Source organism: Blautia sp. An249 (genome assembly GCF_002159835.1).
Lineage (GTDB): Bacteria > Bacillota > Clostridia > Lachnospirales > Lachnospiraceae > Blautia_A > Blautia_A avistercoris.
Map to the genome: position 1 here is coordinate 183,423 of NZ_NFJL01000004.1, position 24,890 is coordinate 208,312.

The 24,890-nt window shown below is 44.1% G+C and carries 22 protein-coding genes; 1 reads left to right on the forward strand and 21 read right to left on the reverse strand.

Going from position 1 to position 24,890, the window contains the following annotated elements:
- Positions 1-25: 25 nt before the first annotated feature.
- Genes B5F53_RS05925 through B5F53_RS05940 form a run of 4 tightly spaced genes read right to left on the reverse strand, consistent with a single transcriptional unit; the run spans position 26 to position 4,378 of the window.
- Positions 26-1,069 carry an NAD(P)-dependent alcohol dehydrogenase gene (locus B5F53_RS05925; protein WP_087221258.1) on the reverse strand — a complete coding sequence of 348 codons (1,044 nt, stop codon included), beginning with the start codon at positions 1,067-1,069 and terminating at the stop codon, positions 26-28.
- Positions 1,070-1,090: 21 nt separating this feature from the next.
- Positions 1,091-2,032, reverse strand: coding sequence for a transketolase family protein (locus tag B5F53_RS05930; protein ID WP_330396166.1), 942 nt, complete (start codon positions 2,030-2,032; stop codon positions 1,091-1,093).
- On the reverse strand, positions 2,032-2,865 hold the full coding sequence (locus B5F53_RS05935) for a transketolase (protein ID WP_087221264.1): 834 nt from the start codon (positions 2,863-2,865) through the stop codon (positions 2,032-2,034). The genes B5F53_RS05930 and B5F53_RS05935 overlap by 1 nt, the downstream gene beginning before the upstream one ends.
- Before the next feature lie 28 nt (positions 2,866-2,893).
- A complete protein-coding gene (locus B5F53_RS05940; RefSeq protein WP_087221267.1) occupies positions 2,894-4,378 on the reverse strand; it encodes an FGGY-family carbohydrate kinase in 1,485 nt (494 codons plus the stop codon).
- A gap of 224 nt (positions 4,379-4,602) precedes the next feature.
- Here B5F53_RS05940 and B5F53_RS05945 point away from each other — a divergent pair, with 224 nt between their 5' ends.
- Positions 4,603-5,403 carry a DeoR/GlpR family DNA-binding transcription regulator gene (locus tag B5F53_RS05945; protein ID WP_087221270.1) on the forward strand — a complete coding sequence of 267 codons (801 nt, stop codon included), beginning with the start codon at positions 4,603-4,605 and terminating at the stop codon, positions 5,401-5,403.
- A 73-nt stretch (positions 5,404-5,476) separates the two neighbouring features.
- On the opposite strand, the gene alsK is transcribed toward B5F53_RS05945, so the two are convergent.
- The 17 genes from alsK to arfA all read right to left on the reverse strand — a co-directional run bounded on the left by alsK (position 5,477) and on the right by arfA (position 24,545).
- Complete coding sequence (gene alsK / locus B5F53_RS05950; RefSeq protein WP_087221273.1) at positions 5,477-6,403, reverse strand: allose kinase; 927 nt, start codon at positions 6,401-6,403, stop codon at positions 5,477-5,479.
- A 38-nt stretch (positions 6,404-6,441) separates the two neighbouring features.
- The gene (locus tag B5F53_RS05955; RefSeq protein WP_087221276.1) at positions 6,442-7,611 is read right to left on the reverse strand and encodes an ROK family transcriptional regulator; all 1,170 of its coding nucleotides are present in this window, start codon (positions 7,609-7,611) and stop codon (positions 6,442-6,444) included.
- A gap of 45 nt (positions 7,612-7,656) precedes the next feature.
- Positions 7,657-8,952 carry an aminotransferase family protein gene (locus tag B5F53_RS05960; RefSeq protein WP_087221279.1) on the reverse strand — a complete coding sequence of 432 codons (1,296 nt, stop codon included), beginning with the start codon at positions 8,950-8,952 and terminating at the stop codon, positions 7,657-7,659.
- Positions 8,953-8,976: 24 nt separating this feature from the next.
- Complete coding sequence (gene nagB, locus B5F53_RS05965; protein ID WP_087221282.1) at positions 8,977-9,705, reverse strand: glucosamine-6-phosphate deaminase; 729 nt, start codon at positions 9,703-9,705, stop codon at positions 8,977-8,979.
- A 24-nt stretch (positions 9,706-9,729) separates the two neighbouring features.
- A complete protein-coding gene (locus tag B5F53_RS05970; protein ID WP_087221285.1) occupies positions 9,730-10,767 on the reverse strand; it encodes an iron-containing alcohol dehydrogenase in 1,038 nt (345 codons plus the stop codon).
- 115 nt (positions 10,768-10,882) lie between these two features.
- The gene (locus B5F53_RS05975; RefSeq protein ID WP_087221288.1) at positions 10,883-12,355 is read right to left on the reverse strand and encodes an MFS transporter; all 1,473 of its coding nucleotides are present in this window, start codon (positions 12,353-12,355) and stop codon (positions 10,883-10,885) included.
- Between the two features lie 18 nt (positions 12,356-12,373).
- Positions 12,374-13,411, reverse strand: coding sequence for an iron-containing alcohol dehydrogenase (locus tag B5F53_RS05980; protein WP_087221291.1), 1,038 nt, complete (start codon positions 13,409-13,411; stop codon positions 12,374-12,376).
- Between the two features lie 257 nt (positions 13,412-13,668).
- Positions 13,669-14,130, reverse strand: a complete 462-nt coding sequence (locus B5F53_RS05985; protein WP_087221294.1) for an Hsp20/alpha crystallin family protein — start codon at positions 14,128-14,130, stop codon at positions 13,669-13,671.
- A 43-nt stretch (positions 14,131-14,173) separates the two neighbouring features.
- Entirely contained in the window at positions 14,174-14,593 is a 420-nt protein-coding gene (locus tag B5F53_RS05990; protein ID WP_087221297.1) for an Hsp20/alpha crystallin family protein, read from the reverse strand.
- A 36-nt stretch (positions 14,594-14,629) separates the two neighbouring features.
- The gene (locus B5F53_RS05995) at positions 14,630-14,824 is read right to left on the reverse strand and encodes a hypothetical protein (RefSeq protein ID WP_087221299.1); all 195 of its coding nucleotides are present in this window, start codon (positions 14,822-14,824) and stop codon (positions 14,630-14,632) included.
- Positions 14,821-16,608, reverse strand: a complete 1,788-nt coding sequence (locus B5F53_RS06000; protein WP_162610535.1) for a sensor histidine kinase — start codon at positions 16,606-16,608, stop codon at positions 14,821-14,823. Before B5F53_RS06000 ends, B5F53_RS05995 begins: the two co-directional genes overlap by 4 nt.
- Positions 16,598-18,199 carry a response regulator transcription factor gene (locus B5F53_RS06005; protein ID WP_087221305.1) on the reverse strand — a complete coding sequence of 534 codons (1,602 nt, stop codon included), beginning with the start codon at positions 18,197-18,199 and terminating at the stop codon, positions 16,598-16,600. The genes B5F53_RS06000 and B5F53_RS06005 overlap by 11 nt, the downstream gene beginning before the upstream one ends.
- An 89-nt stretch (positions 18,200-18,288) precedes the next feature.
- Positions 18,289-19,266, reverse strand: coding sequence for an ABC transporter permease (locus B5F53_RS06010; protein WP_087221308.1), 978 nt, complete (start codon positions 19,264-19,266; stop codon positions 18,289-18,291).
- 32 nt (positions 19,267-19,298) lie between these two features.
- Entirely contained in the window at positions 19,299-20,501 is a 1,203-nt protein-coding gene (locus B5F53_RS06015) for a sugar ABC transporter substrate-binding protein (protein WP_087221311.1), read from the reverse strand.
- A gap of 15 nt (positions 20,502-20,516) precedes the next feature.
- Positions 20,517-21,482: an ABC transporter permease gene (locus B5F53_RS06020; protein WP_087221314.1), complete on the reverse strand. Its 966-nt coding sequence runs from the start codon at positions 21,480-21,482 to the stop codon at positions 20,517-20,519.
- A gap of 14 nt (positions 21,483-21,496) precedes the next feature.
- Positions 21,497-22,996, reverse strand: coding sequence for a sugar ABC transporter ATP-binding protein (locus tag B5F53_RS06025; RefSeq protein WP_087221317.1), 1,500 nt, complete (start codon positions 22,994-22,996; stop codon positions 21,497-21,499).
- A 22-nt stretch (positions 22,997-23,018) separates the two neighbouring features.
- Positions 23,019-24,545, reverse strand: a complete 1,527-nt coding sequence (arfA, locus tag B5F53_RS06030) for an arabinosylfuranosidase ArfA (protein ID WP_087221348.1) — start codon at positions 24,543-24,545, stop codon at positions 23,019-23,021.
- Between the last annotated feature and the right edge of the window lie 345 nt (positions 24,546-24,890).

The window sequence follows — 24,890 nt, forward strand, 5'->3', positions numbered from 1 at the left end:
TCTGCCCCATCTAAGATGGTTTTCCTTACATCTTGATCACTGCTTTAATAATTTCATCTTTATGATTCATGCTGTCTTCCAGAGCCTGGATGCAGTCTTTAAAATCAAACACATGAGATACAATTTTCTTTAAAGGAATCATTCCGGTCTCTACGGCTTTGATCGCTTTCGGCCACAGGTTTCTGTAACGGTATACGGAATAGATGGTTCCTTCCATGGCGTTTAATGTGGCGATGTCAAGCTCCAGCACAGGTTCCGGGGAAACACCCACCAAGGTTACTTTACCTGCCCTCTTAATTAAACGACAGCTCTGCAGCGTTGTAATTCTGTTTCCGGCACATTCGTATACCTGATCGGCGCCTCCTCCCGGAAGGGTCTTAGCAAACTCTTCAATGCTTTCTCTTGTACTGTTAAAGACTCTGGTTGCTCCTACTTCCATAGCTTTTTCCAGCCGTTTATCCAATACATCAGCCACATAGATTTCGCTGACCCCTCTTGCCTTCAGGCTCATAATGGTGCACAGCCCGATGCATCCGCTGCCCAGTACAATCGCAGTCTCTCCCACTTTTGCATTTGACAGTTCTGTTGCATGAAGTCCTACACTTAAAGGTTCAATCAGTCCGCCTTCCATGGTTCCCACATTCTCCGGCAGTTTATAGCACATACTGGCATCATGTACGCAGTAGTCAGCAAATACGCCGTCTCTCTCCCCTGGAATGGCAAGCATTTTAATATTCTGACACAGATTATAATGTCCGCTGCGGCAGTCCGGACAGGTTCCGCATGGTACCGCAGGTTCGATGGATACCTTGTCTCCTATCTCAAATCCTTCTACCCCTTCTCCGATGTCCGTTACCACGCCCCCGGGTTCATGGCCCAGGGCAAGAGGACCGTCCAGTTCCCAGTTAGCCAGTCTTCCTTCCTGATAGAAATGAAGGTCAGAACCGCAGACACCTACATATTCCAGTTTAATCTGAAGTTCTCCTTTTCCCGGCTGAGGGATCTCACGCTCTGTCCATTCCAGTTTCTGCTTGCCCGTCAATACACATACTTTCATTTTACCCTGCATCTTAAATACCTCCTGTTTTCCTTAATAAGCCTTTCTGGCAATTAATTTTTTCACCTGTTCTGCAATTCCCGGAACATCCATGTGATAGTAAGCAAAAACTTCACTGTCTGTTCCGTTGGGAACGTCTTCATCGGGTATTCCCAGAATCTTCATGGGAACCGCCTGATTTTCACTGACTACCTCGGCCACACTTCCCCCCAGGCCGCCGTATTCACTGTGTTCTTCTAATGTAAGGATACATCCGCATTCCTTCGCCGCCTCCAGAACCGCTTCCTGATCCAACGGCTTGATAGTGTGCATATCGTATACCCTCACATGGATTCCTTCCTCTTCCAGCGCTTTTGCCGCTTCCAGAGCTCTCCATACCAACTGTCCGCAGGCAATAATGGCTGCGTCTTTTCCTTCATACCATTTTACAGCTTTTCCGATTTCCACCTTTGTTTCTTTTTCATAAATCACCGGTACAGCTCCTCTTCCGGTACGGATATAAGCCGGAGTGTCGATCTTCAGCATTTCCTCCACAAGGCCTCTCATCTGATTAGCGTCTGACGGAATCTCCACAATCATTCCCGGAATGGCTCTCATCAGAGCTATATCCTGCAGGGAATGATGGGTAGCTCCCAGAGCTCCATAGCTGAGCCCTCCGCTGATTCCCACAATCTTAACATTATTATGGGAATAAGCCATATCCACTTTCACCTGTTCTGCAGAGCGCATACTATAAAAGCTGGCAGGCCCGATGGCGTATACCTTCTTTCCCATACTGGCCATTCCTGCTGATACGGTCACTGCATTCTGCTCCGCAATTCCCATCTCCACAAACTGCTCCGGCAGTTCGGTCGGATAGCTTCCTAAAGACGCGGAACCCCGGGAATCTGTACAAACCACAACAATATCTTTATCCTTTTTCGCTTCTTCCAGGATTTTCTCTGAAAAAGCGCCTCTGCATGTTTCTTTCTCCATTATCTCAACTCCTCCCGATATTGCTTCATTGCTGTTTCCATTGCTTCTACCTGTTCCTTCGTAGGCACTTTATGGTGCCATCCGGCCTGATTCTCTGCACATGCAAGCCCTTTTCCTTTGGTAGTGTTAGCAATGATGCAGACCGGAGTTTTCTCCTCAACCGTATCAAGGGCTTCAAATATTTCATCATAATTATGGCCGTCTATTACAAGGGTTTTAAATCCGAATGCCTCCGTCTTTTCTTTCAGATTTTCCAGAGGCATTACATCCTCTGTGTCGCCGCTGATCTGAAGATGATTTCTGTCAATAATCCAGGTCAGATGGTTCAGATGAAACTTGGATGCCGCCATCGCCGCTTCCCAGTTGCTTCCTTCTGCCAGCTCTCCGTCTCCGGTAAGGACAAATACCCGGTTGTCTTTCCCGTTCTTTTTCAGCGCCAGCGCCATTCCTGCCGCCAGACCCAGTCCGTGGCCCAGAGAACCTGTATTGGCTTCCACTCCTTTAATTTTTTTATTGGGATGTCCTCCCAGTTTTGCCCCGAATGTTCCGAACTGGTCTAATTCTTCCTGGCTGACATAGCCGTACTCAGACAGAACAATATAATAGGCTTCTGCGGCATGTCCTTTACTTAAAATAAAATGATCTCTCTGGGTCCAGTCCGGATTTTGCGGATCGTGCTTCATGTAGTCAAAAACAGAAACTAAAATATCAGCCTCTGATAAATCTCCCCCAATGTGTCCCCCTTTTCCGTTGTAAATCAACTCCACGGTTTTTGTCCGTACATCTGCCGCCTGAAGCATAAGCTGTTTTTTATGCTCTTGTGTAAGTTTCATAGAAACCTCCTCCTTCATTTGTTGCATTTTACTTTAATAACATTTCAACGGCTGTTTTCCATCCGTCTTTTTTCTCTTCTCTCATCTTTGCCTCCATCCCTGGGGTAAAGCGCTGATAAGAAATGGACTGATAAATTTCATTTTCGTCGTAAACCCCTGCAGAAATTCCAGCCAGATAGGATGCGCCGATTACGGAAAGCTCTTCTGCATCCGGAATCTTAATTCCGGCCTCTGATATGTCACTCTGAAACTGCATCAGATAGGCATTTCTGGTGGGACCTCCGTCCACACACAGTTCTTCTATTGTCAGTCCCGTATCTTTTCTCATAGCGTCCACCACATCGTTAATCTGATAGGCGATGCAGTCGCAGGCTGCTTTTACCAGTTCTTTTTTCCCGGTGGAACGATTCATTCCCACAATCATGGCTCTGGCTTCGTTGTTCCACCAGGGCGCTCCCAGTCCGGAAAATGCCGGGACAATATAAGTCTGATCCTGACTGTTTGCCTCCAGGGCAAGGGCCTCTGTTTCCTTCGCCGAAGCAATGATTCCTATTTCGTCCTTCAGCCAGGAAATCACAGCTCCTGTATAATTGATATTTCCTTCCAGTACATAAGAAACCCGGCCTTTTACCTTCCATGCCAGAGAGGTAGACAAACCGTGACGGCTGGCAATCTGCTGGCCGCCCGTATTTAACATCACAGAGGATCCGGTTCCGTAAGTGGCTTTGATGTTTCCCTCCCCGCGGCAGTTATGACCGAACAGAGCTCCGTGGGAGTCTCCCAGGACTCCGCAGATGGGAATGGGCTTTTCCAGAAATCCTTCCAAATCCGTTTCCCCAAATATTCCGTCCGAATCTGTCACCTCTGCCAGAGCGTCCGCCGGAACCCGGAAATATTTTAAAAGCTCTTCATCCCAGCAAAGATTCTCCAAATGAAATAACTGGGTTCTGCTGGCATTGGAATAGTCTGTCCGAAAGGACCTTCCCCCGGTCAGTTTATAAATCAGCCAACTGTCAATGGTTCCCAAAGCAAGTCTGTGCTGCTGCGCCTTTTCTCTGGCTTCGGAAATATTCTCCATAAACCAGGTCATCTTCGACGCCGGATAGTAGGGAGATAATTTCAGTCCCGTCTTTTTGTATATCTCCTCTTCACAGCCATATTTCTGCTGAATTTCCCTGCAAATCTCCTTCGCCCGGTTGCACTGCCAGACAATGGCGTCAGCGAGAGGTTCCCCCGTCTCTTTATCCCACGCCACGGTGGTTTCCCTTTGGTTGGTAATTCCCATACAGCAAATCTCCGAAGAAGAGATCCCAGCCTTCTCAATCACCTTCCTGCAGGCCTGAACCACATTCCTGTAAATTTCCGAAGGGTTATGAGAAACCCACCCCCGATGATCCACTATCTGCTCATGGGGCAAATCATATCTGGCTAATAAAAAACCTTTTGGATCAAAAAGGACTGCTTTCGTTCCCTGTGTGCTCTGATCCACCCCTAACACATAAAATGTTTTCATTTTGTTCTTACACCCCACATAATTGTTTGTTTTTCTTTTTATAATGTTCTATTATGTTCCTTTAGCGTTATAATAATACTGTTTTTTCCATTTGTCAATAGTTTTCGTTTCTTTTTTGTTTTTATTTTGTTCTTTTTCAAACATTTTTATTGCAACTCTTGCACTTTTCTTCGTTCTCTACTATAATAATTTTATAAAAATTAAGAGTAACGAGGAAAAATCCTATGAAAAAAGAGCGCCATTCAAAGATTATTGAAATCATGGAAAATAAGAATGTGATTTCCATTAAAGAACTGGCCGAACAGTTAAACTGTACGGAAATGACTGTCCGTCGCAATCTGGATGAACTCCAGCAAATGAATTTTATTAAAAGAGAACGAGGCTATGCGCGCCTGCTGAAAACTGCACAGCCCACTGATTATTATGTACAGATTGAAGAAAATGCAAAAGAAAAAAAGGCCATTGCTTCTGCAGCGCTGAAATATATCCATCCCTCCGAAAGCATTTGCCTGGATTCCGGAACCACTATACAGCAGGTTGTAGAACTTCTTCCCAATGATATATCACTTTCTGTTATTACTCCAAGCCTGACTGCTGCCATGACATTATCCAATCATAACTCCATCCAGATTCTTCTTCCGGCAGGTTTCATTCATCACAGCAATCGTTCTATTTTGTTAGCGGATCCCAGCAGTATTAAACAGTATAAGGCGGACATCGCTTTTATCTCCTGCCGTTCCTTCCGCATCCCCGGGGGCGCTTTTGAACACTCACAGACACTGACCGCAACTAAACGGGCTCTGGCGTCCATTGCAGAAAAACGGATACTGCTCCTTGACTTCTCCAAGTGGGACGTAAACTCTCTTTGCAATTCCGTTTCTCTGGAAGATCTGGACATTATTATTACTGATAACAAAGCCCCCAAAGATACGGTGCAAAAAGCAGTAGAACTGGGAAAGGAAATCCTGATTGTAAATCCGGATACCAATGAAATCGAAGAACATTACAACAAAACAGAATTTTAAGACTTTCTCTGCCCAGCGGACAGGAAAAAAGCCAGGATGAACGCCCTGTTTCATCCTGGCTTTTTCTTATCTTTTATTTTCTTTCCTGCAGCCGCCTTCTGGCGAATACTGCCGCCCCGATTACGCCTTTTCCCACAAATTCTCTGGAATATACATAGTCGAAACCGTATGCCATCACATCTTTTCCTGTACTTTCATTAATGACCTTTTCCAGATCCTTTTGGGGAAAGTCTGTCATCTCCGGTACGCCTCCGCCTATAATAATCGTATCCGGATTAAAAATGGTAGCCATGATTGCATACACATTGCCGCAGGCCTGTACAAATTCTTTTAATGGTTTTTCTTCTCTGTGCTTTGTAAACATATCCTGAATTTCTGTATCCGGATAGAACTCTTTGCGGATTTCCTGCAGTCTCCATCCGGATGCGTAGCATTCACAGCAGCCTTTCTTTCCGCAGCTGCACTGTACGTCTCCGCCGAAAAATGGCATATGCCCAATGTCCAGCTCTGCTCCGTTTTTTCCTTCCAGAAGATGTCCGTCAATCATTACTGCAGCCCCGACTCCCGTTCCAATATAGATACCCACCACTACTTTCTGGTTTTCCAGGTGATTGGCAACCACATCGTAAAGCAGAATATTATTGACATCGTTATTAACAAAAACCGGAACCTGGAAGTATTCCCGGATTTTCTTTGCAATATTTGTATGACAGAACACCACATTTCCGTTTTTGTCCCGGATATTGGTAGTACAGATAACGGTTTCTTTATCATTTTCCACAGAAGAAGGCACTCCGATGGAAATAGCATCCAGTTGCTGAATGTGGTTTTCTTTTCTGTACGCTGCAATAATCTCACAAATCTTCTGTATGGGATTCTCTGCTTCTGCAATCACAGAACTTTTTATAACAAACGGAGCTCTCATTTTATTATCCGGAGTTACCGCACCGATTCTGAGGTTGGTACCTCCTAAATCAATTCCAATAATTATGTTCTCCATATTCCTCTAATCCCTGCTTTCTGATACAGGATTGGGGACTATTGAACGGAAGAGGCAATTTTCTCCACCCATGCGTTTCGAACCATATGGAAGCAGCCTTTCATACTATGGTATTCATCGTATTTAGCCTGTCTTACCTGGGCATGAATGGGAATCGCGTCATCTTCCATTACGTCCATGAAATTCTGGAAATGACTGACCAGCGCTTTGCTGTAATTGCTTTCGCAGCTGTCTATTACAATTTTCGTAGGATTGTACACCCACAAAATATTGTATAAAACCTTGGAAACTGTATTCAGCACGGGAGCCAGAAGCTCTTTTGCCTCTTCCTCTCCCCTTAAATACGCCTCCAGAAGCTCTGCAAAGGTCTTCTCTGTTTTCTCGTCTTTCAGGATTTTCTTCACTGCTGAAATAGAGATGACATCTTCCACAATTTTGCAGTCTTTCTCCTTTCCATCCATGGAAACCAGCATCTTCCCGACTTCTCCTGCCATATTTTCAGTGCCTGCAACAGCTTCTTCCCCCTGAATGAAACATCCGCCCACGCCGTAACCGCAATAGAAATAAAACTGGCTCTCCATTTGCGGATGGGGACTGTCATACTCTGCCTTTGCCGCTGCAACCACATCGTGAAGTATCAATATATTCTCTGTTCCGAATTCTTCTTTAAAAATTGCTTTCATATGCAGGTTTTTAAATCCTGCAATCAAGTCATAGTTTACTAAATCTGCCGTCTCGTCATATACACTTGGCACGAAGACCGCAATTCCCACATTTTCCATAGGAAGTTTGTCCATAATCTGTTTCACAGCCCGAAGAATTTCCATCAGACCTTCTTTATAGGATACGGTTTCTGCCAAAGGAATTGTCTGATTCTCCAGCAATTCCCCGAATATATCATAAATCAGAAAATGTATTTCATGTTCAGAGGTGAGATTTATGCAGAGAATATTCCCGTAATTGCCTGCTATTTCCAGAACCTTGGGTTTTCTACCTACATCCGTACCGTTGGACTCTTTTTCGATCAGAATTCCTTCCGCAATCAACGCGTCCACAATATGTTTCACGGTCATCAGGCTGATATTATTTTCCCTGGCAAGATCGCTTCTCATGGCTCTCCCTTTCCGGAGAACGCTTTGAAGAATATTTTCCATATTAATATTCCGAATATTTTTCACTGTTAAAATTTGTTTTTTTCTTGCTGTCATAATATCTCTCCCTCTGATTTTTCTGATACTAATCCGTATCTGGGATTATTTTAAACAGGCTGCTAAAGACTTGTCAATGATTTCCACAGCCTCGTCCACATTTTCTCTGGAAGTAATCAGAGCCGGGTGCATAACAACCACTACATTTTCCAGATTCTTTCTGCTCTCCAGCTCTGTGATTAATCCGTTTCTGAGCATGGTTTCGTAGAATTCCTGACCCAGAACGTATTTATCTGCTTTAGGGCTTCCTTCGATTTCCATTCCCTGTAACAGACCGCGTCCCCGGATATCCCGGATGACATCATATTTTTCCATCAATCCCAGAAGTTTTTCGTGGAGATATCCTCCCACTTCCCTGCTGTTTTCCACCAGATTTTCCCGCTCAATGATTTCCAGATTCTTCAGAGCGCTTCGGCAGGTCATAGGATAGCAGGAATGGGTATGTCCGTGCAGACTGATTTTACTCATTGCCTCTCCGATGTCTTTGCGGCAAAGCACTGCGGAGCCGGGAACGTAACCGCTGGTTAAACCTTTTCCGGTTACTAAAATATCCGGAGTTACTCCCTCATACTGACAGGCAAACATGGAACCTGTCTGGCCGATACCGGTAACTACTTCGTCGAATATGAGCAGGGCGCCGTACTTATCACAGAGTTCTCTTACGCCTTTCCAGAAGCCCTTAGGTGGTACAATGACGCCGCCGGCTGCAAAAATAGGTTCAGAGATAACGGCTGCAATCCTATCTCCTCCTTCATGGAGCATGGTCTGTTCCAGATATTTCAGACACTGCAGTCCGCAGGTTCCCGGTTCTTTGCCGAAGTCACAGTGATAACAGTAAGGGGGCGCGGAATGAACAAAGCCTCTTGGAAGCAATTCGGAAATCCCCGAATTTTCCTGAATCATCTCGGATTTTCCGGTAGCTGCGGCAGCGCCCGCCGTGGAGCCATGGAAACCTCGCCGGAAAGAAATGATGCGTCCGCCGCCCCGATAATATTTCGCCAGCTTTAAGGCGAATTCATTGGCGTCAGAGCCGGTGCAGCCAAACATGACTTTGTCTAATCCGTCCGGTGAAATCTCGATCATTTTTTCTGCTAATGCAGCACGCTCTTCTGTTGCAAAGCAGGAGGTTACGGATACCAGCTTTTCCAACTGTTCCTTTAACGCCTCTATCATTTCTTCATTTCCATGTCCCAGGGTACAGGCGGAAAACTGTCCGGAGAAGTCCAGATATTTTTTGCCTGCATCATCGTACAGATACATCCCTTTGCCTTTTGTAAAAACAACGTCGTCTGTGGTATAACACTGTATTAAATATTTTTTATCTTTTTCTAATATTGTCATGTATTTTCCCTCCCAATTCAGACTTTATTTTACTTTCGACAGAGCCGCCTCATCTGCAATGACGATAACGTTCTTGTGGAACTGCAGGATAGAAGCCGGAACCTTCGGTGTGACAGGACCGCAGATGGTCTGGTAAAGAGCTTCTGCCTTATCTTCTCCGCTTGCCAGAAGTAAAATCTTCTCCGCTTTCATAATCGTTCCGATTCCCATGGTATAGGCCTGCCTCGGAACATCTTCTGCCTTTTCAAAAAATCGTTTATTGGCTTCAATGGTGCTTTGAGCCAGGGTAACGCAATGACACTCCCGGGCAAAAGTCTCTGCCGGTTCATTAAATCCGATATGACCGTTTCTTCCGATTCCCAGAAGCTGAAGGTCTACTCCGTTTCCCTTTTGAATCAGTTTCTCATACTCCCTGCAGATGGTATTTGCATCTTCACATTCTCCGTCGGGAATGTGAGTATTTTCCTCTTTTATATTTACATGGTCAAATAAATGTTCCTTCATAAAATGATAGTAGCTCTGGCTGTTCTCCCTCTTTATCCCCTTGTACTCATCCAGGTTCATGGTTTTTATCTGCGAAAAATCCAGGATTCCCTCCTGATACCATTTGCATAGAAACTCATAGGTTCCTATTGGTGTGGAGCCTGTTGCCAGACCCAAAGTACTCTTAGGGTCCGCAACAATTTGTGCTGCCAGTATGGAAGCTGCTTTTTTACTCATTTCATGATAATTACTTACTTTATAAATTTTCATCTGCACACCTTCTGTTTTCTTCTCTTAGTTTTCCCATTCGCCGTATTTTGCAATGACTTTGTCTTTTACCATCTGGCAGAACTCATCGGTTACTTCAAAGTCGTTGACTACGGTATACCAGTAATCATGGCTCTCCAGGAATTCTTTTTCGTATTTGATGGCTGCAAATACATCCTCCCAGGTAATTCCCATTCCTTCCGGCCGGATTTCTACCCCCGCTTTATGGATGATGTCCAGGATCCAGTCCGGATGGTTATTTCCCATGCAGGACCCCACGAAGATTCCCAGGCATACCGGCTGGCCGTGGATGAATTTCTTCTTTGTCATATACTCCAGGGTATAGAATAAGAAGTGGTCGCTTCCTTCGATTGGTCTCGGGTTCCAGCCATTGTTGTGGAACGCTCCCCCTCCCCACCGTAATCCTTCTGTCAGGATCCGGATTCCTTTCTCATTCAATTCATAAATATCATCCAGGCCGTTGACTACCGACTGGAACACCTCATTCACCTCATCCACCATCTCCTGGTCATATGGCCATTTCTCTTCGCATTTGCCCTGGTCTGCCGCATATTTCCAGTCGAACATGGAGTTGTTGTAGCACAGTACGTCGCAGACGCCGCTTCGGTTCAGCGCCTTAGGGCCGCTCTGGATTACGTCATAGTCCACATAAACAGCCACCGGCTCCACATAGCCCACATATCTTACCACGCTGTCGAACCGTACCCCTGCACGGTGTCCGAATACGGCGTTGGTTGCGATGGAGGTCGGTACCTGGTACAGGGGCATATGGGTTTTCCATGCACACATCTTGGCATAGTCCACAGCCTGTCCTCCGCCAAGGCCGATCACCGCTTCAAACTTCGGCAGTTTCTCAACATTTGCCATGATTTCGTTATATTCCAGAGTTTTTACAAAGTGTACAATACAGTCTTCATCAAACTCGTCTTTAAACTTCTCCCAGAGATCTTCCATGGTTACCACCAGATACGGTCTCTGCACGATGTTCTTTAATTCTCCCACTAAGTTTCTTCCGTAGATTGTGTTAAATAATTTCTTTGCCATAATACCCTCTCCCTTTTTTATTTCCGTTATATTCTAAATATATTTTATAAACACTATTTAATTATATGGTATGCTTACCTGTCCGTTTTGTCAAGCTCCAATTTTATTACGATAGCTACGCTGCATTTTCATGCTGTTTTCTGGCACGTACTTCCTGCATACATTCTTCCAGTCTCTTATCAGACAGACCATAGAACATCTGCAGTACGAAATGGATGATTGTAATCACTGCCGGAAGGACAAAGGCCAGAATCAGCAGCCAGTTTAAGGTAGAGTCTGACTGAGTCTGGTTTGCAACGTATCCTGACCAGTCCAGAAGAACACCCATAATCTGTGCTCCCAGAGCAGCTCCTATAGTAATTGCAAAACCGTTTACTGCGGAAATAATTCCTGCCTGGCCCTTGCCGTTTTTCCATTCCCCATAGTCAACCGTTGCCGGAGTCATAACATTGGTGAAAGAATAATAGGTTCCGCTGAAAATTCCATTAACGATAAATACCAGAAACAGAATTCCAAATCTCATGGAATCTGCCGCTGCCGCGCCCGGTCCGTAGCCTTTGCACATAAAGAACAGTAAAAGGCTGAATCCTGCACTCGCCAGCATACAGAACTGATAAGCTCTTCCTGTGTCTTTAAATACCCGAATCAAAGGTTTCATTACAAATACGCCGGCCATCAGGGCTACCGTAAATGCAAACATGGCTATGGAATAGAAACTTTCCATTCCCAGGAAATAGGTAAATACATAGATAACCATACCGTTTTTAATGGCCTGCATAATCTGTTTAAGGGCTTCTCCAATCTGCAGGACAATGGCCGGGCGGTTCTTTGCGAAACTTCCAAGCTGTACCATAAGGTTTTCGTGTTCTACCTGCCTTAAATGTTCTCTGCAGGAACCGTCTCTGTTTAATTCATATTTTCTGGTCATAATCAGATTTAAAATCTGTACCAGCATAACTGTTAATCCGATAGTAACTGCCGCCCAGAAATATCCCTGGGCTTCCTTTCCGCTGTTGCCACCGAACAGATTAACCAACGGAAGGAATACAGAAGCCGCTACCACTTGCGCCAGATTGACAAACACACTTTTAATTACTGCAATGGTTTCTCTGTCCCTTGGATTTCTGGTCATATTACAGAATTGTGCAATCTGCGGCATGAAGGAAAAAGTTGCTCCGATAGATCCGAAACATCCGTAGCAGATAGCCGCCCATCCGATTTTCAGCGCTGTGCTGTCTGTGGGAAGCGCTGTAAATACGCCTACGAACAGAAGGAATAGCGGCGCAACTCCAAATAATGCCCAGGAACGATACCTTCCCCACTTATAACAAACATTATCCAACATATAGCCAATCCATAAATCTGTAAAACAGTCTGCAACTCTGGCTACCAGCATGATGGTACCGGCCACCGTTGCGCTTAATCCCACCACATCTGTGTAGAAATAAACCAGATAATACCCGAAGATAACCCAGGAAACCTGGAATCCATAGCCTCCGTAGAGGCAATGGATGATTTTATCTTTCAAAGGGGCTTTCCTTGTTGTCGAGGTGAAATCTATATCATATACATCTCGTTTTCCGTTCAAAACGTCGCCCTCCTTTTCTTATTTTTCCCATTCTCCATATTTGGCAATGACTTTATCTTTTACCATCTGGCAGAACTCATCGGTTACTTCAAAGTCGTTGACTACAGTATACCAGTAATCATGGCTCTCCAGGAATTCTTTTTCGTATTTGATGGCTGCAAATACATCCTCCCAGGTAATTCCCATTCCTTCCGGCCGGATTTCTACCCCCGCTTTATGGATGATGTCCAGGATCCAGTCCGGATGGTTATTTCCCATGCAGGACCCCACGAAGATTCCCAGGCATACCGGCTGGCCGTGGATGAATTTCTTCTTTGTCATATACTCCAGGGTATAGAATAAGAAGTGGTCGCTTCCTTCGATTGGTCTCGGGTTCCAGCCATTGTTGTGGAACGCTCCCCCTCCCCACCGTAATCCTTCTGTCAGGATCCGGATTCCTTTCTCATTCAATTCATAAATATCATCCAGGCCGTTGACTACCGACTGGAACACCTCATTCACCTCATCCACCATCTCCTGGTCATATGGCCATTTCTCTTCGCATTTGCCCTGGTCTGCCGCATATTTCCAGTCGAACATGGAGTTGTTGTAGCACAGTACGTCGCAGACGCCGCTTCGGTTCAGCGCCTTAGGGCCGCTCTGGATTACGTCATAGTCCACATAAACAGCCACCGGCTCCACATAGCCCACATATCTTACCACGCTGTCGAACCGTACCCCTGCACGGTGTCCGAATACGGCGTTGGTTGCGATGGAGGTCGGTACCTGGTACAGGGGCATATGGGTTTTCCATGCACACATCTTGGCATAGTCCACAGCCTGTCCTCCGCCAAGGCCGATCACCGCTTCAAACTTCGGCAGTTTCTCAACATTTGCCATGATTTCGTTATATTCCAGAGTTTTTACAAAGTGTACAATACAGTCTTCATCAAACTCGTCTTTAAACTTCTCCCAGAGATCTTCCATGGTTACCACCAGATACGGTCTCTGCACGATGTTCTTTAATTCTCCCACTAAGTTTCTTCCGTAGATTGTGTTAAATAATTTCTTTGCCATAATACCCTCTCCCTTTTTGTTATTTTTTATTTTTAATATTCTTTTATAAATATAATTTATAAATATTATTTAATAATATAATAAACACAACTCTCTCAGTTGTCAATTCTCATAAATTTACAAATCATTTCTATATTTTTTGTATATATTTACTTTCTGTTTTCCCCGTCGCAGATTGAAAACACAATCGAAGAAACGCCGTTTCATGATATGGATTTGACTCCAGGTATCATAAAACGGCGTTTCTTATTCTTTTTTTATCCTTCAATGGATATATATTTCTGCTCTTCTGTTTCCTGTTTCTCCTTTTTCGGGAAAGTCAGTTTCAGAATTCCATGCTTAAATTCTGCTTTCACATCCTCCCGGGCGACTCCTTCCCCTACATAGAAGCTTCTCTGACAGGATCCTGCATACCGTTCCCGGCGGATATACCTTCCCGTCTTCTTTTCTTTCTCTTCCTCGTCCAGACCTTTTGCTGCACGGATAGTCAGATAGCCATTTTCCAGAGCCACCTGAACTTCATCCTTCTTAAAGCCCGGCAGATCTATCATCAGTTCATATCCCTGAGCATTTTCCTTAATATCTGTCTTCATCAGGTTCTGCGCCCTGTGTCCGTACAGTTTCTTTTCCATTTTTCTCTGATCCCTGTCGTTAAAAAACGGGAACTCGCCAAAGAAATCATCAAATAAGTCTTCTCCGAAAATACTGGGTCTTAACATAAAACCCGCCTCCTTTATCCAAAATATCCGAACTACTTATTCCTTATCCTTCAATTGCAATATATTTGTTTTCCTCTACTGCCGGTTTTTCTTCTTTCTTAGGAATCGAAATTTTCAGGGTTCCATCTTCAAATTTAGCTTTAATGTCTTCCTGCGTCACCTCATCTCCTACATAAAAACTCCTGCTGCAGCTGCCACAGTAACGTTCCCGACGGATATACTTTCCGCTGCTGTCTTTTTCATCTTTGTTCTGATTTACGACGGCGCCGATGGTCAGATAGCCGTCTTTCAGTTCTGCTTTCACATCTTCCTTCTTCACACCGGGCAGATTCATCGTCAGTTCATATCCCGTGTCCGTATCTTTAATATCTGTTTTCATGTATTCTGTGGTATTGTGGTTTTCAAACGGAAATCTCCAAAAATCATCCATCATCGTTTCTCCAAAAATGCTGGGCATTAACATAAGTCATCTCTCCTTTTCCTTCTATCAACTATTTAATTAAGCACTTTTAGAAAATCCAAAGTGTTGAGTTCCCACAAAGGATTTCAAAATCATTTCTCTCTTCCTTTGTTCTATTTGTACTATAACGCTTGTTGTTAGCACTGTCAACCCTTGAGTGCTAATTCTTTTGTGAAGAATTTGTGAACGTTTATAAATAAACCCACCAGAAATTCCCTTCTCTTCCCGAATCATACAGAATATTCCTCCGCCGTTGTATTCTGTATGATTACTGGAAGCCATATGGTTACTTCCGTCCCTTCTCCTTCCTTTGACATGATGGAAAATCTGCACTTTTCGCCGTAAAGATACTGGATTCTTTCTTTTATATTCCGGATCCCAATATGCTCCCCTCTGATATATCTTCCGGAAGGTTCTTCCAGCTCTTTTCTCTGTTCTTCCGACATTCCGACTCCATTATCTTTTACACAGATCTTCAGATACTCCTGCTCCCGTTTCACCCTCACCTTGATACAGCCTCCAATAATTTCCCCCTCCTCATCCTTATTGCATAAAATTCCATGAGACAAAGCATTTTCCACCAGCGGCTGCAGAATATTTTTAGCAATATACAGGTCTTCATCTTCTTCCTGTACTGAAAATCTTGCCTTAAACGTATCCGCATAACGATAGTTCTGAATAATCAAATACTGTTGCACCACGTTTATTTCCTGACGAACCGTATCAAACACATCCTCAATTTCTATGCGAAGACGGTCTTTTAAAATTTCGATCATTGCTTTGTTCACCGCAATCACATCTTTATTTCTTCCTTTTTGTGCCAGATAAGTAATCGTATTCATGGTATTGTAAATAAAATGGGGATCTACCTGCGAAATGAGAAGGCTGTAGCGCATCTTCTGTTCGCGTTTTTCCTGGATAATAATTTTATCAATATTATCCTGCAGTTTCCCGGCCATTATATTAAAGCTTTTTCCGACTTCTGCAATCTCATCATTGGAAACAATCTTAACCCTGGCCTCTAAGTTACCCCTGGCTATTTCATTCATCTGTGCAGACACTTCTGCCAAAGGCCTGGTAAACCTGCGCACAAGAGGAATCATCAGCAAAATCACGCCCAATCCGAAAATCCCCACCAGCGATACATCCAGCAAAATCAGCAGCCGGTTATTCTCCAGAATATCTGCTCTTGTCTGCCTGCATACGATCCTCCAGTTTCCGTAGGTAGAGCTTCGCATAGTTATGATCGCATCCTTCTCCTGGTACCAGCCTTCATAATACGTATCTCCATAGGTAATCTGTTCCAACGCCTCTGTCATATCTATTTCCGAATGGTCTACGCTGGGAGGAACCGGAGTCCCGTCCTGATTCAGAAGCAGATAATCTTTGCTGTAATCTTTCATATCTTCAGCAATATATATGATCTGATCAAAAGAAGTAAGAACGGTCACATTTCCGGACATGGAGCCCGCCTTATAAGGTTTGGTATATCCGTAGACCATGTTAAATTCGTTGCCGAATACGGTCTGCGAATCCCGCTTATAATAAAAAGGATTCAGGAAACCTGCTGTCTTCTGCCCGTTACTTCTTACTTTTCTGTTGACCTGCTCAATCATGCCCGAGGAAAACCCTACCGTGGTAAAATCCTCCTCGGTTTCTCCCTCTTCCAAATGGATGCAGATTCCCAGGACAGAATAGGAGCGTATCTGATCATCAATACCAATAGAGGAAAGATAAAGCCTGATTTTAGCCCCATAGCTTTCAGAGGGATGATCCATATAATCCCCAATCAGTTCCTTGAGCTCTTCATCATAGGCCACCACATCGGTAAAACGCTTTAACTCCGCAAATTCCTGTTCCATCCTGGTCATGATCTGTTCATTCAGATTCATGGCGTTGTCCCTGTCTGTACGGCTGACTGCCAGATATACAATATGGGAAATTAACAGATTTAAAATAATAAATATAATTAAAAACACAAGAATCTGGGATATAACCAGTTTCGTTCTAAGTTTCATTTTTCTTTTTCCTTCGGTATTGGTTGGGAGTAATCCCCACGTATTCTTTAAAAATTTTGCTGAAATACTGACTGGAAGTAAATCCGGTTTTTTCCGAAACTTCATAGACCATATATTCTTTCTCATCGAACATTTTCTTCGCCCAGGCAATGCGTACCTGATTAATATAATCATTTACGCTTACTCCAACCTCGCTTTTAAATTTGGTAGAAAGCCAGGGAGCAGAAAGATTTACAGCCTTTGCCACCTTGGCAGAAGTCAGATCCACATCCCCATAATTTTCCCTGATGTACCGGATGGCCTCCTCTGTCACCTGAGAGTAAGCGTTTCGTTTATTTCCCTTAAGGATAAACCAAATCTCCTCCATCTTATCAGTAAGAAATTTTATGAGTTCCTCTGCATCACTGAAATCATAAGAGGAGCTGTTTTCAATAACAGTAAACTTTCTTCCGCTTTTCTTATCTGCCAGAGTCCCTTCCAGATAATGAAATGCTTCAAAGAAATTTTTCACATACCAGAAATAAGTAAACGAATCTTCTTTTTCCCTGGCCGTTTCCGCAATATCCAGACACTCCTCTATCCTGGTTTTCTCTTTGTGCTTCATCATAAAATACAGTTCGTCAGCCGTTACAGAAGGAGTCTTCTCTTCCTTTTCCAAAGCCGGGTATGAGGATGGAAACTCTGTCACTCCCGTTCGCTGTTTCAAATAGCTTTCGGAAATACAATGCTTATTTTCCCGGTAGAAATTTCCGAACTGACGTATAGATCTTTTCTGTTTATCATAACAGGCGTCAAAACTGGACTTCGTTTCTCTGTTCATCTTCTCATATAATTCCGTGGTAAACCTCTTCAGCTTCTCCTGTTCCTGCCAGTCTTCCGCACCTTTTTCCACAAATTCCAAAACAGCGATATATTCCCGTTCGTTCAGACTAAAATCAGAAATAACCTTTACCTTTAATTCCTCTCCTGTTTTCTGGCAGATATTCTTAAATTCCAGCTCGTAAGATTCTTCCCCACCTTTGTCCGAAGGCAGATACTTATCTAAAAATCTGGGTTTTGTCCGCCGAAGGAGAATTACGTAATAATATTTTTTCCGAATCCGAATGTAATCATCCTCATCCAGCATCTCCCGGTAACTCTCCTCCCTGACATTCTTCTTTTTGAAAATTTCTTCCAGAATCATACTGATGGTATACTTTCTTTTGGCATTTTCTTTATCAATCTTCTCTTTCAGATTCAGCAGCTTTTTTAAGAAACTTTCTTCTTCCAGATCGCTTTTCAGAAGATAGTCGTCGATGTCCAGCCGGATCGCCTGCTTGATATAGGAAAAATTCTTATAGGCTGATAAAAACAGGATGTGGGTTTCCTTTCCATATTCCCGGATGGCCGATACTAATTCCAGCCCGTTCATCCCCGGCATTTTTACATCAGAAATTACCAGCTGAGGCTTGTATTTTTTATATAAGGCCAGAGCTTTTCCGGAGTCAAGGGCTGCTCCGATTACTTCAAAGCCGTAGTATTCCCAGTCAATCATTTTTTCCAGATATTCCAGTGCCAGTCTCTCATCGTCTACCAATAAAACCTTAATCATATCTGTACGCCCCTATCCGCTTTACGAAAAACAGCGCCCAAAGAACCGGAAGATCCTGCCCCCTTATTCTTTCGACGCCATTTTCTTATTTACAATTCTGCCTTTAATAATTCTTTTTTCTGTTTCCTGTTGCTTAGGAAGTCCATTACTCGCTGATTATTATAGGTAAATATCATAATGATAAGAAGAAAGATTCCCGAAGCCGTATCCTGCAAAGATGCTGAGATTCCCAGACTTAACAACCCTGTAGTCAGCATATTTAAAATGAAATTCCCCACAAAAATGCCTATCAGCAAGTTGCAGTACTGCTGCAGCGCCAATCCCACATAAATTCCCAGCATACAGTTAAAAATAATATTTGTGCTGGACATATACATAGGCGTATCTATGGATCCCTGGATGGAAATCTTCAACAGCGCCGCCGTTCCCAAAAATACAGAGGAGACTGCGTAACACCAGAAAGCCGTCTTTTTCGTACTGACACCTGCATTCTTTGCAATCTGCTGTGAGCTTGCACAGGCTCTTACATGATAGCCAAATTTCGTATAATTAAATATAATATAAAACAACGCAAACATAATTGCAAATATAATCAGACAATAGGGAAATCTTCCCAGAGTTGTAATTTCTCCGCTGATGGCTGTTACCCAGGATATACTGGCAAGGTTTGAAAGAGTCTCATAAATCATGCAGACACCCAGGGCAGTTACAATAGCCGGAACTCTTAAAAGCATATACAGAACGCCGGACAGGGTTCCCAGAACTATACCTGCGCCTATCACGATAAATGCAAACGGAACCAGGCCGATTCCATACAGGTACACCATTTTTGCTCCCAGCATAGCAGACAGCATTACCACTGCGCCTGCACTTAAGTCCATCCGGTTGCACAGCATGTTACAGCACATCGCATAAGAAATCAATGTTGGGGCCAGAGTCTGTTTCAGGTTCATAATCAGGCTGGCCGGTTTCCCGAAGCTGCCTCTGGAGCACACAAAAAACAACAGGTATACAAAGACGGGCAGAATCAGTACTTTTATTACATTTTTTATATTCACAGATTTCATACACTACTCGCTCCCCTTTCCTGACCGGGACTTTAATTTCCATGCCTTTCTATGGTATCTTCAATGCTGTAGGAAGCACCCATCTCCAGCAAATCCTCAGAAGTCACACTGCTGTTTTTAGATTTTATCAGTTTGTCCACTTCTTCTGTTGTCCAGGCATATACGCCGTCATCATGAAGATACTCCATATAATCGGCAAATTCTTCACCGGATTTGCATATAATAAAGTTTACAGGAACTTCCACTTTATCCAGCGGGTCTCCTTCCAGCGCATTATAAAGCAATACGAATGGAAATACTAAATCTGCGTACTGGCCGCCGATGGCGCATACCGTTTCGCCGTCGTCGAAGCTCTGCTGACAGTTTTCAGAGAAATCACAGAAGGCGATTTTCACCTGTCCTTCTCTGCCTGCTGATTTAATGGGTTCCGAACAGTACTCAATTCCAAGAAGGGTAATGGCAATGCCGTCGATGCTGTCGTCGGATGCCAGGAAGTCTTCCACTGCTTTTGTAAATTCCAGTCCTCTGTATTCTCCGGCTTTTGTCACTTCCGGATGATCTTCAAAGGCTTTCATCATACCTTCCCACCGTCTGTCATGACAGGTGATTCCCGGTTCATAGCCGATGGCTGCAATATTGGTGCATCCTGCGTCGATTAAGCTTGTAATAATCTCATATCCTGCATCGTAGTCAGATTCATAAGAGCCTCCTACGAAGTAGTCGCTTTCGTATACCTGCTCCTTAATGCTTTCGTCAATCTGAGACCAGCCCACCGCTAAATATACCTGGTTTTCTTCGCAGATTTTCAGGCCCTGCAGAACTGCCGTACCGGAAAAGTTGGTGGTAATAATGCCGTCCACGCCCTGGGCGCACAGATTTTCAATGGCAGACAGATAAGTCTCATCTGCAAAGTTTTCGATGATGTAATAGTCAAACTTTACACCATATTCTTTACCCAGATAGTCTGAATAAGCTTTATATTTTGCACAGAGAAAGTCTGTGGTCGTATGGATAACAACGCCGATATTATATTTTCCATTTTCATCTCCACTGGTTTCTCCGGCTCCCTGCTCATCTCCCCAGACTTCTGTATCTTTCGTTTCTTCTGCTGATGCAGACTCTTGAGCACCTGACTCTGAGCCCGTCTCTGAACTGCCAGATCCGCTGCAGGCGGCAAGGGAAAACACCATGACTGCACTTAACATAACTGCCAGTATTTTTCTTATTTTTTTCATCTTTTTTCCTCCATTTTATTCTAAAACTCCATCTTTATTTTTCACATAGGTCAGGAATACCAGCAGCAACAAAACAAGCCCCTGAATTCCTTCTACTACCCGTTCATTCACTCCTAAGATTATCAGTCCGTTACGAAGAAGTATAACGGAAAATCCGCCGATTAAAGCCCCATACATCTTCACCTGCGACCCACCGGAAAGAGGGACGCCGCCCAGAACCAACGCGGTGATTACATTCATTTCCAGGCCCTGTCCCGTGGAAGTACTGACGCTTCCTGCTCTTGCCATCAGAATGAATCCTGCAATGCCTACGGTGATTCCGCTGATGGTATAAGCAAGCATCCTCATGGCATTTACGTTCACGCCTGCCTGTTTCGCCGCAAGCGGATTTCCTCCGATTGCCTTGTTCTGTTTTCCAATTGGGCTTTTTTCAAACAGAAGATAGCAGACTGCAAATACAGCTATCAGTGCAAACAGTTTCAAAGTCTGGTTGTCGTATTCATATAAATAAACAGGAATGCTGTATTTCTGGGCAGCGCATACAGTATTTAGGATTCCCCGGCACATATACATAATGCAAAGAGATGTAATAAACGGGGACACCTTTAAATACACAGAGACAAATCCATTTAATAAGAACCACACCAGAGCTGCTCCGATACCGGACAGAAATACCACCAGCACCGGCACCCCTGTATTGGCCACTAAAATAGAAATAAGAACACTGAAGCCGATAACACCTCCATAGGAAAGGTCCATGCCCCCGTGTGCATATACAAAAACAGCACCAAAGGCCATAATAGCAACGTAAACGGTCTGGTTTAAAATGCTGTTTATGTTTCCTCTGGTCAGCAGCCTGCCGTCACTGCATATTTGAAAAATAATTACCATCAGCACAATCCCGAGGAAAGGGACGAATTTCCGAAGGGTTTCCGTAAGATTCACCGGATTTCTTCCTGTTTTTTCTGCCTTTGTTTCCAAACTCTTTCCCTCCCTTATACCATTTCTCTGATTAATTCCGCTTCACTAAGCGTCTCCGATCTTGGAAATGTGTTTTGAATTCTGCCGTCCTTCATAATCAGAATTCTGTCGCTCATACCGATTAATTCCGGAAGTTCTTCGGAAATCATCAGAATGGATTTTCCTTCTTTTTTCAGGCGATACATAAGCTGGTACATAAATGCCTTTACCCCTATGTCGATTCCCCTGGTGGGACAGTCCAGAATAAAAATTTCCGTCTCATTTCCCAGCCATTTACCAAATACCACTTTCTGCTTGTTTCCACCACTCAGATCCCCTACCGGTTGTTGGATTTGTCGGCATTTAACACTCATATTTTTTACCTGTCTCTCTGTGAATTCCATCTCCTTTTTCTTCATAATCAGTCCTGCTTTCTGCAGCATAGGCAGGGAGGGGAGAACTGTATTTTCCAATATGCTGGCAGATAAAATCAAAGCTTCCTGATCCCGGTTTTTAGACACATAGCCGATTTTATGACCAATGGCCTGTTTTTCCGTTCGGATGACAGTTCCATCCCCCAGGCAGACCTCTCCATACAGGAGATCCTGTGCGCCAAACAGCGCCTTTCCAAGTTCATGCATTCCGCAGTCTGTCAGCCCTCCGATACCCAGAATCTCTCCTTTGTGCAGCTTCAGAGAGACCCCTTTCAGTCCGTTTCGGGTATGAATATTTCTGGCTGATAAAACCACTTCCTTCTGGCAGCTCCCGTCATAGTCGCTGCGGTAATAATCCCCGGTAAGCTTTCTGCCTACCATCAATTCTTTAATTTTATCTTCCCCGAACTCTTCTTTATCCAGCTCTGCGATGAAAGCGCCGTCTCTCAGCACAATCATTTTTGTACAGATTTCCATTAATTCTTCCAGATCATGAGAGATAAATAAAACGGTTTTTCCTTCTTTTTTGAAACTGCGAATCGTTTTGTAAATGATGTCTCTTCCATGCTGAGACAAGGCGGTAGTCGTCTCATCTACGATGAATATCCGCGGGTTAGTATATAAGGCCCTTACCACCTCGATCAGTTTTCTCTCTTCAAAACTGTACCTGGTTATGGGATCTTCCGGCCTTACATCCTCGATTCCGGAATATTCCAGAATCTTTTCCGCCTCCTGGTACATTTTCCTGCGGTTAATCACTCCATGACCGGCAAATAGCTGTTCTTTTCCCAGGAAAATATTATCTGCGACGCGAATGCCCGTAAGGGTTCCCATCTCCTGTGCAATCATACTGATTCCGTGTTGCTGGGCGTCCATGGGGCTTACCGGTTTATAAGGCTTTCCCTCCAGTTCCAGCTCCCCGGATGTAGCCGGATAAATTCCGGAAATAATCGAAGAGAGTGTGGATTTTCCGGAACCGTTTTCTCCAATCAGGCCGATAATTTCTCCTCGTTTTACCTCTATAGAAACATCTTTCAGCGCATGAGTCTGTCCAAAATCCTTGGACACATTTTTCACCTTTAAGATAACTTCTGAACTCATTTTTACCTCCGTCACAACACCGTTATCCCAGAATAATCACATTCCATGAAAGTTTTGGCAGCACGGCGGATTCACCGTTCTGCACCTCTGCCTCCCGCATGGTTACCGTATCCGGCATTTCATATGTATTGCGGGCTTCTAAATCTTTCCCGTCAAGAACCAGATGTCTGAGCACTTTCTTTTCTCCATAACCCTGCAGTTCTATATGAAAATCCACCTCTTCTTCCTGATCGCAGTTTAAAACAAAGATTCTCACCTGATCCGCCTCCCGCTCATAGACCACCGCCGGCTCTACAATGGGCAGTTCTCCAAAGCCGCAGTGGTAAGAAGGCGCATCTACCGCAGCTTTCATAGCGGTTCCCCGGCCATACCGGGACAGCATATGGAAGGGATGGTAGATGGCCTGTTTATAAATTCCGCCGTTCTTTATTGTTGTAATAGGGGCAATCACATTGATAAGCTGAGCCAGGCAGGCAATTTCCACAGTATCTGCATTGTTTAATAAAGTTATCCCCAGCCCTCCCACAACAATCGCGTCAAGAAGACTGTATTTCTCCTGAAGAATCGGAGGAGCCACCTCCCACTTGCCTGCAGATGTCATTTCAAAGGTGGTAAGCCCCTGAAGATCATCCAGAGAGTCCAGCTTAATATCCTGGAAATTCCATACATTCCATTCATCCAGACAGATTTTTAAGTCTTTTTCAAAATGTCTCTGGGCTTTCACATAATCGATCACACGGGCGCTGTTTTTAATATGATTGTCCAGCTGTTTATAGGCCGCTACAAAATCGGTAGTTCCCTGACCCGAATTCATGGTGTAATTATGGGTGGAGAGATAATCCACCGTCTCATACAACTCATTCAGCATCGTTCTGTCCCATTCCAGATAGGTGGGAAGCATTTCATAGCTGCTGCCGCAGGCTACCAGTTTAATGTTAGGATCTACCCATTTCATAATCTTTGCTGCTTCCAGAGCCTTTTTCGTATAATCCTCTGCTGATAAATGGCCTGCCTGCCAGCTTCCTTCCATCTCATTTCCCAGACACCAGTACTTCACTCCATAAGGTTCGGGACTTCCGTTTGCCGCCCGCAGATCACTCCAGTAAGTTCCTCCCGGATGATTGCAGTATTCCACTAAATCACCGGCATCTTTAATACTCCCAGTCCCCAGATTTACGGCAATCATAGGCTCTGTTCCCACTTTTTTTGCCCAACGACAGAACTCGTCAATACCAAATTCATTGGTTTCAATGCTTGACCAGGCATAATCCATTCTTCTGGGGCGTTTCTCCCTGGGGCCGATACCGTCGTGCCAGTCATAACAGGATACAAAGTTTCCGCCCGGGTAACGAATCACCGGAACCTGCAGTTCTTTCACAAGTCCCATCACATCCTTCCGGTAACCCTCTTCGTCTGCATCCGGATGTCCGGGTTCATAAATCCCTGTGTAAATACTTCTTCCCAGATGTTCTGTAAAAGAAGAAAAGATTTTCTCATTAATTTCCCCGATTTCGTAATGTCTGTCGCTGAAACAGGTTGCCTTTTTCATACTTCTGCCTCCTTTTTTTGTTCTGTTCTGGAGATTATTGTAGATTTTTTCAGCCGGAGATTCTATATTCTGAATTTTGAAAATGTGTAAATTTTTCAGGTAGAAAATCCATATGTGTAAATTTTTCACCGTATTGCGCTGTGTAATGGGAGTTCCTATTAAAGAATAAAGAGGACAAGTCCTCTTCAACTCCTTTTTTCCCTCACTCATGAGGGACTTGTAGTCTTTTGCGCCAGATGCAGACTGCCGCAGGCAGTCAAGTTCTATATAATCGAGTAGGAGGGAGTGATTAGCTCCCGTCCTCTCACACCACCGTGCGTACCGTTCGGTACACGGCGGTTTCAA

What these genes read in the sequence shown, in the direction of transcription:
- nagB (WP_087221282.1), bottom strand. Translation starts at nt 9,705, where the DNA reads ATGAAAATTTATAAAGTAAGTAATTATCATGAAATGAGTAAAAAAGCA.
- B5F53_RS05955 (WP_087221276.1), bottom strand. Translation starts at nt 7,611, where the DNA reads ATGACAGCAAGAAAAAAACAAATTTTAACAGTGAAAAATATTCGGAAT.
- B5F53_RS05945 (WP_087221270.1), top strand. Translation starts at nt 4,603, where the DNA reads ATGAAAAAAGAGCGCCATTCAAAGATTATTGAAATCATGGAAAATAAG.
- arfA (WP_087221348.1), bottom strand. Translation starts at nt 24,545, where the DNA reads ATGAAAAAGGCAACCTGTTTCAGCGACAGACATTACGAAATCGGGGAA.
- alsK (WP_087221273.1), bottom strand. Translation starts at nt 6,403, where the DNA reads ATGGAGAACATAATTATTGGAATTGATTTAGGAGGTACCAACCTCAGA.
- B5F53_RS06005 (WP_087221305.1), bottom strand. Translation starts at nt 18,199, where the DNA reads ATGATTAAGGTTTTATTGGTAGACGATGAGAGACTGGCACTGGAATAT.
- B5F53_RS05960 (WP_087221279.1), bottom strand. Translation starts at nt 8,952, where the DNA reads ATGACAATATTAGAAAAAGATAAAAAATATTTAATACAGTGTTATACC.
- B5F53_RS06015 (WP_087221311.1), bottom strand. Translation starts at nt 20,501, where the DNA reads ATGAAAAAAATAAGAAAAATACTGGCAGTTATGTTAAGTGCAGTCATG.
- B5F53_RS05925 (WP_087221258.1), bottom strand. Translation starts at nt 1,069, where the DNA reads ATGCAGGGTAAAATGAAAGTATGTGTATTGACGGGCAAGCAGAAACTG.
- B5F53_RS06000 (WP_162610535.1), bottom strand. Translation starts at nt 16,608, where the DNA reads ATGAAACTTAGAACGAAACTGGTTATATCCCAGATTCTTGTGTTTTTA.
- B5F53_RS06025 (WP_087221317.1), bottom strand. Translation starts at nt 22,996, where the DNA reads ATGAGTTCAGAAGTTATCTTAAAGGTGAAAAATGTGTCCAAGGATTTT.
- B5F53_RS06010 (WP_087221308.1), bottom strand. Translation starts at nt 19,266, where the DNA reads ATGAAATCTGTGAATATAAAAAATGTAATAAAAGTACTGATTCTGCCC.
- B5F53_RS05985 (WP_087221294.1), bottom strand. Translation starts at nt 14,130, where the DNA reads ATGTTAAGACCCAGTATTTTCGGAGAAGACTTATTTGATGATTTCTTT.
- B5F53_RS05980 (WP_087221291.1), bottom strand. Translation starts at nt 13,411, where the DNA reads ATGGCAAAGAAATTATTTAACACAATCTACGGAAGAAACTTAGTGGGA.
- B5F53_RS05935 (WP_087221264.1), bottom strand. Translation starts at nt 2,865, where the DNA reads ATGAAACTTACACAAGAGCATAAAAAACAGCTTATGCTTCAGGCGGCA.
- B5F53_RS05930 (WP_330396166.1), bottom strand. Translation starts at nt 2,032, where the DNA reads ATGGAGAAAGAAACATGCAGAGGCGCTTTTTCAGAGAAAATCCTGGAA.
- B5F53_RS05940 (WP_087221267.1), bottom strand. Translation starts at nt 4,378, where the DNA reads ATGAAAACATTTTATGTGTTAGGGGTGGATCAGAGCACACAGGGAACG.
- B5F53_RS05990 (WP_087221297.1), bottom strand. Translation starts at nt 14,593, where the DNA reads ATGTTAATGCCCAGCATTTTTGGAGAAACGATGATGGATGATTTTTGG.
- B5F53_RS05970 (WP_087221285.1), bottom strand. Translation starts at nt 10,767, where the DNA reads ATGGCAAAGAAATTATTTAACACAATCTACGGAAGAAACTTAGTGGGA.
- B5F53_RS05995 (WP_087221299.1), bottom strand. Translation starts at nt 14,824, where the DNA reads ATGATTCGGGAAGAGAAGGGAATTTCTGGTGGGTTTATTTATAAACGT.